This window comes from Streptomyces sp. NPDC001100 (genome assembly GCF_053598575.1).
Window position 1 is genome coordinate 212459 of record NZ_JBSFKO010000013.1, and the last position, 12464, is coordinate 224922.

Below are 12464 nucleotides of genomic sequence, written 5' to 3' on the forward strand. Positions count from 1 at the left end.
GCGGCTCAGAGCGACAGTTCCACCACCAGCGGCCGATGGTCCGAGATCGCCGTCCGCGGTGTGTGTGCCGTCCCCACCGCATCCACGTCGAGCCCCGTCGCCAGGATGTGGTCGAGCTGGACACGCGGGCGGTGCGAGGGGTAGGTCGCCCGCCCGGCCGGGCCCCGCCAGCCGTGCCGCGCGGTCGTGTTGAGGGCGACCCGGGGCAGCGCGCCGATCAGGTTGAAGTCGCCCAGCAGCAGCTGGGGTTGCGGCAGATCGGCGATCCAGCGGCGGACGGTGAGCAGCTGGCGGATGTTCCAGCCCGGTACGAAGGAGAGATGGAGGGCCACGGCGGTGAACGGACCGCGCGGTCCTTCCAGTACGGCGGCCAGGGCGGCCCTGGGCTGATCGCGGGCCAGCACCGGAGCGGTCCGCCCGGCCACCTTCAGCGGCACGGCCAACGGCCCCGGAGAGAGCCGTAGGGCCCGCCACTCGCGGACCGGCAGGCGGGAGAGCAACGCGACGCCCTGGGACGGGACTTCGGGCTCCAGTGCCTCCGTTCCGTGGACGCGCGGTGCGGGGTCGGCCGGATCGTTGACCCAGCCCCGGCCCGGCACGAAACGGCTGTGCAGCGCGGTCGCGTAGCGCCAGTCGAGGGCGCCCAGCGCGGCCGCGGCGACCGCCGCCTGGTCGACGCGGCCGGAGCGTTCCTGGAAGCGGTCGACCTCCTGGAGGGCCAGTACGTCGACGTCCAGGGACACGACGGCCTCGGCGAGGGGTCCCGAGACGTCGTCGGGGCGGGCGGCGGCCGGGTGGCCGTCCGGCCGGATCAGCTGGCCGTGCAGCACGTTGAACGTCGCGCACCGTACCCGTATGTCACCCATGGCCGCTCCCTCCCAGGGGAGCGATCTTCGCATCCGGCGGGACGCGCCGTGCGGCGGTCGGCAAGATCACTCCCAATCACGCGGAATTTCGAGTCAATCCGCGATCGCGCACGTACCAGCGGGCATGGGCGCCCCGCGCCGACCCGCCACGTCACCGACTCGGAGAACAGGCACCCCATGAACGCATCCGCACCGAACAGCCCAGCCGCCGACGCCACCGCGCAGATCGGCGTCACCGGCCTGGGTGTGATGGGCCGCAATCTGGCCCGCAACTTCGCCCGCAACGGCTACACGGTCGCCGTCCACAACCGGTCGCCGCACCGGACCCACGAGTTGATGAAGGAGTACGGCGACGAGGGTGCCTTCGTCCCGGCCGAGACGGCACAGGAGTTCGTGGCCGCCCTCGAACGCCCCCGCCGGCTGATGATCATGGTGCAGGCCGGTCCGGCCACCGACGCCGTCATCGACGAGTTCGCCGCGCTGATGGAGCCCGGCGACATGATCATCGACGGCGGCAACGCGCACTTCGCCGACACCCGCCGCCGCGAGGCCGCCCTGCGCGAACAGGGCCTGCACTTCGTCGGCGCCGGGGTCTCCGGCGGCGAGGAGGGCGCGCTGAACGGGCCGTCGATCATGCCCGGCGGCTCGGCGGAGTCGTACGCCGTGCTCGGGCCGATGTTCGAGTCCGTCAGCGCGAAGGTCGACGGGGAGCCCTGCTCCACGCACATCGGCACGGACGGCGCCGGGCACTTCGTGAAGATGGTGCACAACGGCATCGAGTACGCCGACATGCAACTCATCGCCGAGGCCTACGACCTGCTGCGCCAGGTCGGCGGCTACACCCCCGCCGAGATCGCGGACATCTTCCGCCGCTGGAACGAGGGACGGCTCGGCTCCTACCTGATCGAGATCACCGCCGAGGTCCTCGCCCACACGGACGCGGAGACCGGCGGGGCGTTCGTCGACGTCGTCAAGGACGCGGCGGGCCAGAAGGGTACCGGGCGCTGGACCGTGCAGACCGCGCTGGAGCTGGGTTCGCCGGTCACCGCGATCGCCCAGGCCACCTTCGCCCGCGCCTCCTCCAGCCAGGCGGACCTGCGCGCGGCCTACCGCGGGCTGCCCGGTGGCACCACTCCCCCGCTCAGCCGCACCGAGGCCGACCGGTTCACCGCCCAGGTGGAACAGGCGCTGTACGCCTCGAAGGTCATCGCCTACGACCAGGGCTGGAAGATGATCCAGGACGCGGCCACCGAGTACGACTGGTCGATCGACCTCGCCGCGGTCGCCGGGATCTGGCGCGGCGGCTGCATCATCCGCGCCTCCTTCCTCGACCGGATCCGCGCCGCCTACACGGCCGACCCGGGTCTGGTCAGCCTGCTGGGCGAGGAGACCTTCGCGCGGGAGATCGGCGACGCGCAGGTCCCGTGGCGCGAGGTGGTCGCCTCAGCGGCCCGTCGAGGTATCCCCGTCCCGGCGTTCTCCGCCGCGCTGTCGCACTACGACACGCTGCGCGCCGAGCGTCTGCCGGCCGCCCTGCTCCAGGGCCAGCGCGACTTCTTCGGCGCCCACACCTACGGGCGTACCGACCGCTCCGGCACCTTCCACACCCACTGGTCCCGGCCCGGCCGCCCGGAGACGACCGCCTGACCAACTCACCTGCCCGGCCCGCCTGTTGAGGCGGGCCGGAAGTCCTCGCGCCCGCTACTCGTCCACGGCGAGAGCGGGCGCCGCCGTACTCGCGCGCACCACGAGTTCGGTCGGCACCAGGGTGGTGCCGTGCTCGTCGCCCCGGTCCCGCATCCGCCGCAGGACACCCTGCACGCACAGGCGGCCGACCTCGGCGAAGTCCTGGTGGACGGTGGTCAGCGGCGGCAGGAAGGAGCCGGCCTCGGGGATGTCGTCGAAGCCGATCACGCTGACGTCCTCGGGGATGCGCCGACCGCGCTCGTGCAGGGCCCGCAGGAGACCGAGTGCCATCTGGTCGTTGGCCGCGAACACCGCTGTGCAGTCGGCCTGTTGGGCGAGTTCCAGTCCCACGCGGTAGCCGGACTCAGCGGACCAGTCGCCGCGCACCACGGGGGGCACGGGCCGTCCCGCGTCGGTGAGCTCGGCGCGCCAGGCGTCGGCGCGGCGCTGGGCTGCGAAGGACTCCTCGGGTCCGGCGAGGTGCCAGACGGTGCGATGGCCGAGGTCGAGGAGATGGCGTACGGCGGCCCGTGCCCCGCCGTTCTGGTCGGTGTCGACGACGCTGTAGCGGTCGCCGGCGTCGGAGTCGGCCACGACGACCTGGACGTGGGGCGGCAGCGAGATGGTCGCCGCGTCGAGGAGGTGGACCTCCATGATCGCGATGACGGCGTCCACGGCGAGTTCGCCGAGGCGGGAGAAGGCGCCGCGCACCTCGTCCTGGGTCGGGACGGCGACCGGCAGCAGGGTGACGGCGTAGCCCTCGTGCGCGGCGGAGGTGGCGATCGCCTCCAGGGTGCGCATGTTGCCCGTGGTGGAGAGGTTGAACGTGATCACACCGATCGTGCGGAACTCACCCCGCTTGAGCGCGCGGGCGGCGCTGTTGGGCCGGTAGCCCAGTTCCTTCATGGCGGCGAGGACCTGTTGCCGGGTCTCCTCGTTCACACCCGCGTAACCGTTGGACACCCGGGAAACGGTCTGCGAGGAGACCCCGGCCAGGCGTGCCACATCGGCCATGGACGCGCTCGGGGCGCGCTGCACGAACCGTTTCCCGCCACGTCTACGGGGCTCCTCGGTGCCGGCCGAGGCACCGTGCGCTGTGTCCACCCGTCTCCTTCCCCTATCGATCCGATTGCCTGGGGCACGTTTCACCAAACGGCCCTTGACCACCGACATTGGGGCAGTGTAGACATGCCGCCATCAGATGTTTACGTAAACATAACAGCCCGGGACCCTCTCGGACCTGGGTGTTTACGCAACCATCGCGACGGCGTGTGACGCCGGTTCCGAGATGGACGAGCGAGGAACTACATGACGACGCTTCAGCCCCCTGCGGCCGCGAATCGGCCCCCGGTCCGGCCATCGGCCAAACGGGACCGCCGTTCCTGGACAGGGTGGGGTTTCATCGGCCCCTTCGCGGTGGTCTTCGCCTTCGTCTTCCTGGCTCCGATCGTGTACTCGGTCTATCTCAGCCTGTACCGCAACCAGCTCATCGGCGGAAACCACTTCGTCGGCCTGGACAACTACACGCAGGCCTTCCAGGACGACCAGTTCTGGTCCTCGCTGGAGCGGGTCTCGCTGTTCCTGGTGATCCAGGTGCCGATCATGCTCGGCATCGCCCTGTTCGTGGCCCTCGCCCTGGACAGCGGCCGGCTCTTCGGCCGGGACTTCTTCCGGATCACGATCTTCCTGCCGTACGCCGTGCCCGCGGTGGTCGCCACCCTGATGTGGGGCTTCATGTACGGCACCCAGTTCGGTCTGGTGGGCGACATCAACAGCGCCTTCGGCGTCACGTTGCCCGACCCGCTCTCCACGCACCTGGTGCTGGCGTCGATCGGCAACATCGTGACCTGGGAGTTCGTCGGCTACAACATGCTGATCTTCTACTCCGCGCTGCGGGTCATCCCGACCTCGCTGTACGAGGCCGCGGAGATCGACGGTGCCGGGCAGTTCCGCGTCATCACCGCCATCAAGCTCCCCGCGATCCGCGGCGCGCTGGTCATCGCGACGATCTTCTCGATCATCGGCAGCTTCCAGCTCTTCAACGAGCCGAGCATCCTGCGACCGCTGGCACGCAACGCGATCACGACGGACTACACCCCGAACTTCTACACGTACTCGCTGTCCTTCAACGGCCAGCAGCACAACTACTCCGCGGCGGTCGCGATCATCATGGGCCTGATCACCATGGTCATCGCCTATGTCGTGCAGCTTCGCGGCATGCGCAAGGGAGCCTGACCATGAGCACCCCCGTCACCACCGCCTCGGCGTCGGCGCCCGCACCGTCCGGCGGCGGCTCCCGGAGCGCGCCCCGGCTGCGCACCCCCCGCAAGAAGCACACACCCGGTCGCCCCAAGCGCAGCGTGCTGCTGACCGTGCTCACCGGTCTGATCCTGGTCTACACCGTGGTGCCCCTGATCTGGCTGGTCATCAGCGCCACCAAGACCCAGTCGGGGCTCGCCGACTCCAACGGCCTGTGGTTCGCGCACCGCTTCGCCCTCTGGTCGAACATCCATGACACGTTCACGTACCACGACGGCATCTTCGGCCGGTGGCTGCTGAACACCCTGCTCTACGTCGTGCTCGGCGCCGGCGGCGCCACCTTCCTGGCGATCCTCGGCGGCTACGCGCTGGCGAAGTTCAACTTCCCCGGGAAGCGCGCGATCTTCGCCGTGGTCATCGGCGCCGTAGCCGTCCCCGGCACGGCCCTCGCGGTGCCGACCTTCCTGATGTTCAGCAAGATCGGGCTGACGGACACCCCCTGGGCGGTGATCATCCCCTCGCTGATCTCGCCGTTCGGCCTCTATCTGATGTGGGTCTTCGCGACCGAGGCCATCCCCGTCGAACTCCTCGAAGCCGCCCGGATGGACGGAGCCGGTGAGATCCGCACCTTCTTCCAGGTCTCGCTGCCGCTGCTCGCCCCCGGTGTCGTCACCGTGCTGCTGTTCACCACGGTCGCGACCTGGAACAACTACTTCCTCCCGCTGATCATGCTCAGGGATCCGAACTGGTACCCGCTGACCCTCGGTCTGAGCGCCTGGAGCTCGCAGGCGCAGACGATCGGCGGTGACGTGATCTTCAACCTGGTGATCACCGGTTCGCTGCTCACCATCGCGCCGCTGATCGCGGCGTTCCTGCTGCTGCAGAAGTACTGGCAGTCCGGTCTCGCCGCCGGAAGCGTCAAGGAATAACCCACCCTCAAGAAGTCCCACCCACGAAGAAGTGGAAGCACCTCCATGCGCAGAACCACCGGCCGCCTGCTGCGCGGCCTCGCCCTCCTCTCCGTCCTCTCCCTGGGGGCGACGGCGTGCGGCAGTTCGGACGACAGCAGCTCCAGCAGCAAGGCTGTCTCCGCCTCGGACATCCAGGCGGCCCTCAAGAAGGGCGGCTCGGTCACGGTCTGGGCCTGGGAGCCCACCCTGAAGAAGGTCGCGGCCGACTTCGAGAAGAAGTACCCCAAGGTCAAGATCAACCTGGTCAGCGACAAGTCCGGCGACAAGTACTACACCGCGCTGTCGAACGCGATCGCGGCCGGGAAGGGCGTCCCGGACGTCTCCCAGGTCGAGTACTTCGCGCTCAGCCAGTACTCCCTGACGAAGGGGCTCAGCGACCTGGCGCCGTACGGCGCGAGCAAGTTGGCCTCCAAGTACACGGCCGGTCCGTGGAACGCGGTGAGCGACGGCTCCAAGGTCTACGGCCTGCCGATGGACTCGGGCCCGATGGCGATGTTCTACAACAAGAAGGTCTTCGACAAGTACAAGATCGCCGTCCCGACCACCTGGGACGAGTACGTCGACGCCGCCCGCAAGCTGCACAAGGCCGACCCCAAGGCGTACATCGCCAACGACGCCGGTGACGCGGGCTTCACCACCAGCATGCTGTGGCAGGCCGGTTCGCGCCCCTACAAGGTCGACGGCACCAAGGTGACGGTCAACTTCGAGGATGCGGGCGCGAAGAAGTACACGGAGACCTGGCAGAAGCTCCTCGACGAGAAGCTCGTCTCGCCCATCAACGGCTGGACCGACGACTGGTACAAGGGCCTCGGTGACGGCACCATCGCCACCCTGACCACCGGTGCCTGGATGCCCGCCAACTTCGTCAGCGGTGTGGCCGGTGCCTCCGGCGACTGGCGCGCGGCCCCGATGCCGCAGTGGACCGCCGGTGCCAAGGCCAGCGCGGAGAACGGCGGTTCGTCCCTCGCCCTGCCGGCGCTCGGCAAGAACAAGGAACTCGCCTACGCGTTCGTCGAGTACGCCAACGCCGGCGCCGGTGTCCAGACCCGTGTCGACCAGGGCGCCTTCCCGGCGACCAAGGCGGAACTCCAGTCCTCCGCGTTCCTGAACAAGGAGTTCCCGTACTTCGGCGGCCAGAAGGCCAACCAGATCTTCGCGCAGTCCGCGGCCGAGGTCGCTTCCGACTGGTCGTACCTGCCCTTCCAGCAGTACGCCAACTCGATCTTCAACGACACGGTCGGCAAGGCCTACATCTCGGGCACCACGCTGGCCCAGGGTCTGAAGAGCTGGCAGGACGCCTCCGTCAAGTACGGCAACGAGCAGGGCTTCACGGTCAACAAGTGACCCGCTCGAAGTAGCCGGTCCGAAGCGACCGGCACCTCCTCGGGAGCCGCCGCCGAGCAGCATCCGCCCGGCGGCGGCCCGCCCGGAATCCACCACGCATCTCGTTCCACCTGTGCAGTAGCCGGAAGGACCTCCATGATCTCCACCCTCCTGTCCCAGTTGCGGCACGGACCGGACGGTGACGCCACCCCCCGTCTCGCCTACGGCGCCGACTACAACCCGGAGCAGTGGCCTCGCGAGGTGTGGGACGAGGACATCCGGCTGATGCGCGAGGCCGGCGTCAACATCGTCTCGCTGGGGATCTTCTCCTGGGCCCGCATCCAACCGGCCCGGGACGACTGGGACTTCGGCTGGCTCGACGAGGTCATGGACCTGCTGCACGCGGGCGGCATCGGCGTCGACCTGGCCACCGCCACCGCGTCCCCGCCGCCGTGGCTCAGCACGGAACACCCGGAGATCCTCCCGGTGACCGCCGCCGGCGAGACCCTGTGGCCGGGCGGCCGCCAGCACTGGCGCCCCACCTCGCCGGTCTTCCGCGAGCACGCGCTGCGCCTGGTAAGGAAGTTGGCCGAGCGGTACGCGAACCATCCCGCACTCGTGGCCTGGCACGTCTCGAACGAGCTGGGCTGCCACAACGTCTACGACTACTCCGACGACGCGGCCCGCGCCTTCCGCGACTGGCTGCGCGCCCGTTACTCGACCGTCGAGAACCTCAACCAGGCCTGGGGCACGGCATTTTGGTCGCAGCGGTACAGCGACTGGGAGCAGATACTGCCGCCCCGGCTGGCCGCGTCCTTCCCGAACCCGACCCAGCAGCTCGACTTCAAGCGCTTCTCCTCCGACGCGCTCAAGGAGCATCTGCGCGCGGAGCGCGACCTGTTGCGCGAGATCACCCCGGGCGTGCCCATCACCACCAACTTCATGGTGATGGGCAACACCAAGGGCATGAACTACGCCGACTGGGCCGCCGAGATCGACTTCGTCTCCAACGACCACTACGTGACGCCCGGTTCGCAGGACCGCGACGAGCTGTCCTTCTCCGCGAACCTCGTCAGCGGCATCTCCGCCGGCCGGCCGTGGTTCCTGATGGAGCACTCCACCAGCGCCGTCAACTGGCAGCCCGTCAACGTGGCCAAGCGCCCCGGCGACCTGGCCCGCGACTCGCTGCTGCACGTCGCGCACGGCGCCGACGCCGTCTGCTACTTCCAGTGGCGCCAGTCGGCGGCCGGCGCCGAGAAGTACCACTCCGCGATGGTGCCGCACGCCGGTGCCGACAGCGAGGTCTTCCGCGCGGTGGCCGAACTCGGCCGCACCCTGCGGACGTTGGCCCCCGTCGCGGGCGCAGAGCGCGAGTCCGCCCGGGTCGGCCTCGTCTTCGACTGGGAGTCGTGGTGGGCGAGCGAGCAGGACTCGCACCCCACCGACCGGCTCGACTACCGCCAGGAGGCGCTGGACTGGTACTCCGCCCTCCTCGACCTCGGCGTGCGGGCCGACATCGTCACGGCGCAGACCGCCCTGGACCGCTACGACGTGGTGATCACGCCGGTCCTGCACATGATCCCGGCGGCCCTGTCCAAGGAGCTCACGCGCTACGTCGAGCAGGGCGGCCACCTGGTCTCCACCTACTTCTCCGGTGTCGTCGACGAGAACGACCACATCTGGCTCGGCGGCTACCCTGGCGCCCTGCGCGACCTGCTGGGCATCCGCATCGAGGAGTTCGGCCCGCTGCTCGACGGCGACGCGGTCGAACTGGACCTCGACACCGCCGCCACCGGCTCCCTGTGGACCGACCGGATCACGGTGACCGACCCGGAGGTGGAGGTGCTCGCCCACTACCGCAGCGGCGCGTACACCGGCCGCCCCGCTGTCACCCGCCGTACGGTGGGCGGAGGTTCGGCCGCCTACGTCTCCACCCGGCTGGGCCGCGCCGGCCTCACGGGCCTCCTCCCCCAGTTGCTCGCACCCGCCGGTATCGACAGTGAACTCCCGGACGGCGCAAGGGGAGACGTCGAACTGACCGTGCGCCGGAACGCCGACAGCCGCTACCTGTTCCTGGTCAACCGCACGGACGGGACAGTGCCGTTGACGGGCCTGTCCGGGGAACTGCTGGTCGGCACCGCGGGCGAGGACGGTTTCCCGGTCCTCGCCGCCAGAGACGTGGCGGTGGTACGCCGGCCCGCGAACTGACGACGGGGCGCGTGACCGCGCGCAGCGGTCACGCGCCTGGCACGACCCGCGCCGCGTCGGCGACCTGACGTACTTGATCGACCGTCAGGCGCCGGACGTCCCACATCAGTTCGGCCGCGTCGACGGCCGCCGGGTTCGGGGGCGGCGGGTCGTCGGGGACGTCGACACCTGTGAGGACCGAGAGGGTGTCGACGGGAACGCCCAGGACGGTCGCGAAGTCGGTCAGCAGGTCGGGCGTGAGTTCCTTACGGCCGTTGCCCACTCCTCCGTACGTGGCCGCGGACCAGTATCGGCCTGTCAGGCTCAGAAAGGTATGGGCGATCCCGGTCCAGGTCAGGTTGCGGTTGCCGACCATGCGCATGAGCACGCCACCAGGACCGCGCTTGAACCGTTCGTACACCGGCGGCGTCCGAACCGGCTCCGTGCGGCTCTCCTGCGGCAACGAACGCGCAAGCCGGATCAACTGGCGTCTGTGCTCCGCAGGCAGGCCAACAGCGTCCGTCACGAGGCCCGCGACCAATCCTCTCGCCCGCGCATCCAGCGGAGCGAGTTCGTCCGGTATCGGCAGACCCGCGATCACGAACAAGTCGGCCGCGTGCAGCCGCAACACCGGCGCGAGCCTCCGAAGAAGCGCAGGACTCGGCGCCGTTCCCTCGTACACCGCGCGGAGTTCGGGTTCCGGGATCGCCGCCGAACTCGCCAGTCCGGCGATGTCCAGCTGCCGCTGACTCGCCAACCGGGCCAGCAGTACGTCGAAATCCGGAAGCCCCGTCATTCCGCGGCCGTCGGGCGCAGCCCCGAGAGGGTGACCGAGACGAGTCGCCGCGCCGCCGCCCTGGACGGCAGGACGCCCGCCGCGGCGAGGGCGTGGAGGCAGTAGGTCGCCAGTTCGTCCGGGGAGACGTCATCACGGATGTCACCGGCCCGCACGCCCTCCGCCAGGAGCTCGCTCAGGAAGCGGTGGAGGTGCTGCTCGGCGCCGGCGACGTGGTCGCCCCGGTGCAGCAGTGCGCCGAGTTCGGGGCCGTGTCCGTGGCGCCGCTGCTGGATGAGCGCGAAGGCCTCAAGTACCGCTCGCAGCCGCTCGCCCGCGCTGCCGGGGCCGTCCCGGAGTTCGGCGAGTTCGCGCAGATGCCCGGTGATCTGCTGCTCGTGCCACGCCGTCATGATCGACTCGACGTCCGGGAAGTATTTGTAGAGCGTGGCCCGGCCGATCCCGCTCGCCTCGGCGATCTTCGACATCGTCACCGAGCGCAGCCCGTGCTCGGTCACCAGCACCGCCGTGTTCTCCAGCACCGCGTCGCGTACGGCGCGGCGGTGCTCGTCGATGGTGTCGTTCCAGAGCTTCGGCACGGCCTAAGCATACGTCGCGCCGCTGTCGAGACGCATTGCATTGACAGCGACAGAGTGTCTCGATAAACCTGTCGGAGCCGCAGCCGACAGCGAACCGAGGGACCGATGCTCACCGCCGAAACCCACATAGCCACCGAACGCGCCAGCCGGTATCTCGTCCAACTCTGCAAGCACTTCGACAACAAGGGCCGTCACCTGATCCACCGCCCGCGGGCCCACGCGCTCCCGGACGTTCCCACCGACCACATCCATGTCGAGTGGACGGACAGCGACGGGGTGCTCCACCTGCCGTGGGGACAGTGCACCCTCCGGGCCGCCCCCGGCCTGCTGCGCGTGTGCGTCGAGGCCGAGGACCAGGAGAACCTGGGGCGACTTCAGGATCTCGTCGCCACGCACATCGGCAGGTTCAGCAGGCGCGATCCGTTGCGGGTGGTATGGCGGCCGGCGCCGTAGCCGCCACCCTTCGTGCGCTGGATACCCCCTAGGGGTATAGTCCAGCCAGACGCACACCGAGAGGGGCGGATTCATGGGAGCGATCGGGCACGCGTTGTCCATTGCCGGTTCGATGACCTGGGAGGTCACCTGGGCGCTGATCCTCGGCTTCACGCTGTCCGCCGTCGTGCAGGCGGTGGTGCGCCGGTCGACTGTCGTACGGCTGCTCGGTGACGACCGGCCGCGCACACTGGCGCTGTCCGCCGGGTTCGGCGCGGCCTCGTCCTCCTGCTCCTATGCCGCTGTCGCACTCGCGCGTTCCCTGTTCCGCAAGGGCGCCGACTTCACCGCGGCCATGGCCTTCGAGATCGCCTCCACCAATCTGGTCGTCGAACTCGGCGTGATCCTGGCCCTGTTGATGGGCTGGCAGTTCACCGCGGCCGAGTTCGTCGGCGGACCGATCATGATCGTGGTGCTCGCGGTGCTGTTCCGCCTCTTCCTGCGCGAGCGCCTGTTGCACCGGGCGCAGGAGCAGGCGGAGCGCGGGCTGGCCGGCTCCATGGAGGGGCACGCGGCGATGGACATGTCGATCGGGGGCGAGGGGAGTTTCGTCCGCCGGCTGTTCTCGCGGGACGGCTACACGTCCGTCTCGCACATCTTCGTGATGGAGTGGGCCGCGATCCTGCGCGACCTGGTGGCCGGCCTGCTGATCGCGGGCGCGATCGCCGCCTGGGTGCCGGACAGCTTCTGGCACACGTTCTTCCTCGCCGATCACCCCCTCGCCGCGAAGCTGGTCGGCCCGCTCGTCGGCCCGTTGGTGGCCATCGCGACCTTCGTCTGCTCGATCGGCAACGTGCCCCTCGCGGTGGTCCTCTGGAAGGGCGGCATCAGCTTCGGCGGGGTGATCGCCTTCATCTACGCCGACCTGCTGATCCTGCCGATCCTGAACATCTACCGGAAGTACTACGGCGCCCGGATGGCCGGCTTCCTGCTGGTCACGTTCTTCACCGCAATGGCCGTCGCCGGCTACATCGTCGAATTCACCTTCGGCGGGCTGGGGTTGATCCCCGACCAGGCCGACGCGACGATCCCGGACGACGGCATCACCTGGAACTACACGACCTGGCTCAACATCGCCTTCCTGCTGCTGGCCGCGAGCCTGGTCGTACGGTTCCTGCGCAGCGGCGGCCCGGCGATGCTGCGGATGATGGGCGGTTCGCCGGACCACGGCGAGCCGGAGGCGGAACACGCGCACCATAACCACCACTAGAGCGGCCGCCTCCCACCGGATTCCCACGCCGTACCGGTCAGTTCACTGTAAAGAACCTTGACAGACTATTGGTCTAGTCCAAATATGGTCGCTGTT

Annotated in this window: 11 protein-coding genes; 7 read left to right on the forward strand and 4 right to left on the reverse strand. The window is 69.4% G+C overall.

Annotated elements, in window-relative coordinates; all coding sequences use genetic code 11:
- Nucleotides 1–5: 5 nt before the first annotated feature.
- Nucleotides 6–866 carry an endonuclease/exonuclease/phosphatase family protein gene (locus ACWDEW_RS21120; protein WP_450514487.1) on the reverse strand — a complete coding sequence of 287 codons (861 nt, stop codon included), beginning with the start codon at nucleotides 864–866 and terminating at the stop codon, nucleotides 6–8.
- Between the two features lie 177 nt (nucleotides 867–1043).
- Between ACWDEW_RS21120 and gndA the strand changes: the two genes are divergently transcribed.
- On the forward strand, nucleotides 1044–2513 hold the full coding sequence (gndA, locus tag ACWDEW_RS21125; RefSeq protein WP_450514488.1) for an NADP-dependent phosphogluconate dehydrogenase: 1470 nt from the start codon (nucleotides 1044–1046) through the stop codon (nucleotides 2511–2513).
- A gap of 54 nt (nucleotides 2514–2567) precedes the next feature.
- Here the strand turns inward: gndA and ACWDEW_RS21130 are convergent, their stop codons facing one another.
- Nucleotides 2568–3656 (reverse strand): LacI family DNA-binding transcriptional regulator, encoded by a 1089-nt coding sequence (locus tag ACWDEW_RS21130; protein ID WP_450514489.1) that lies wholly within the window; start codon nucleotides 3654–3656, stop codon nucleotides 2568–2570.
- A gap of 204 nt (nucleotides 3657–3860) precedes the next feature.
- Between ACWDEW_RS21130 and ACWDEW_RS21135 the strand changes: the two genes are divergently transcribed.
- From ACWDEW_RS21135 to ACWDEW_RS21150, 4 genes are all read left to right on the forward strand, one after another.
- Nucleotides 3861–4787 carry a carbohydrate ABC transporter permease gene (locus ACWDEW_RS21135; protein ID WP_026178769.1) on the forward strand — a complete coding sequence of 309 codons (927 nt, stop codon included), beginning with the start codon at nucleotides 3861–3863 and terminating at the stop codon, nucleotides 4785–4787.
- Nucleotides 4788–4789: 2 nt separating this feature from the next.
- Nucleotides 4790–5740, forward strand: coding sequence for a carbohydrate ABC transporter permease (locus ACWDEW_RS21140; RefSeq protein WP_450514490.1), 951 nt, complete (start codon nucleotides 4790–4792; stop codon nucleotides 5738–5740).
- Nucleotides 5741–5785: 45 nt separating this feature from the next.
- On the forward strand, nucleotides 5786–7126 hold the full coding sequence (locus tag ACWDEW_RS21145) for an ABC transporter substrate-binding protein (protein WP_450514491.1): 1341 nt from the start codon (nucleotides 5786–5788) through the stop codon (nucleotides 7124–7126).
- A 135-nt stretch (nucleotides 7127–7261) separates the two neighbouring features.
- Nucleotides 7262–9313 carry a beta-galactosidase gene (locus ACWDEW_RS21150; RefSeq protein WP_450514492.1) on the forward strand — a complete coding sequence of 684 codons (2052 nt, stop codon included), beginning with the start codon at nucleotides 7262–7264 and terminating at the stop codon, nucleotides 9311–9313.
- Between the two features lie 28 nt (nucleotides 9314–9341).
- Here ACWDEW_RS21150 and ACWDEW_RS21155 read toward each other — a convergent pair whose 3' ends face one another.
- On the reverse strand, nucleotides 9342–10088 hold the full coding sequence (locus ACWDEW_RS21155) for a hypothetical protein (protein WP_450514493.1): 747 nt from the start codon (nucleotides 10086–10088) through the stop codon (nucleotides 9342–9344).
- Nucleotides 10085–10666, reverse strand: a complete 582-nt coding sequence (locus tag ACWDEW_RS21160; protein WP_450514494.1) for a TetR/AcrR family transcriptional regulator — start codon at nucleotides 10664–10666, stop codon at nucleotides 10085–10087. Before ACWDEW_RS21160 ends, ACWDEW_RS21155 begins: the two co-directional genes overlap by 4 nt.
- A 105-nt stretch (nucleotides 10667–10771) precedes the next feature.
- Between ACWDEW_RS21160 and ACWDEW_RS21165 the strand changes: the two genes are divergently transcribed.
- Together ACWDEW_RS21165 and ACWDEW_RS21170 are read left to right on the forward strand one after the other, a co-directional pair.
- Nucleotides 10772–11119 (forward strand): DUF2218 domain-containing protein, encoded by a 348-nt coding sequence (locus ACWDEW_RS21165; protein WP_450514495.1) that lies wholly within the window; start codon nucleotides 10772–10774, stop codon nucleotides 11117–11119.
- Between the two features lie 73 nt (nucleotides 11120–11192).
- Entirely contained in the window at nucleotides 11193–12368 is a 1176-nt protein-coding gene (locus ACWDEW_RS21170; protein ID WP_450514496.1) for a permease, read from the forward strand.
- Nucleotides 12369–12464 lie beyond the last annotated feature (96 nt).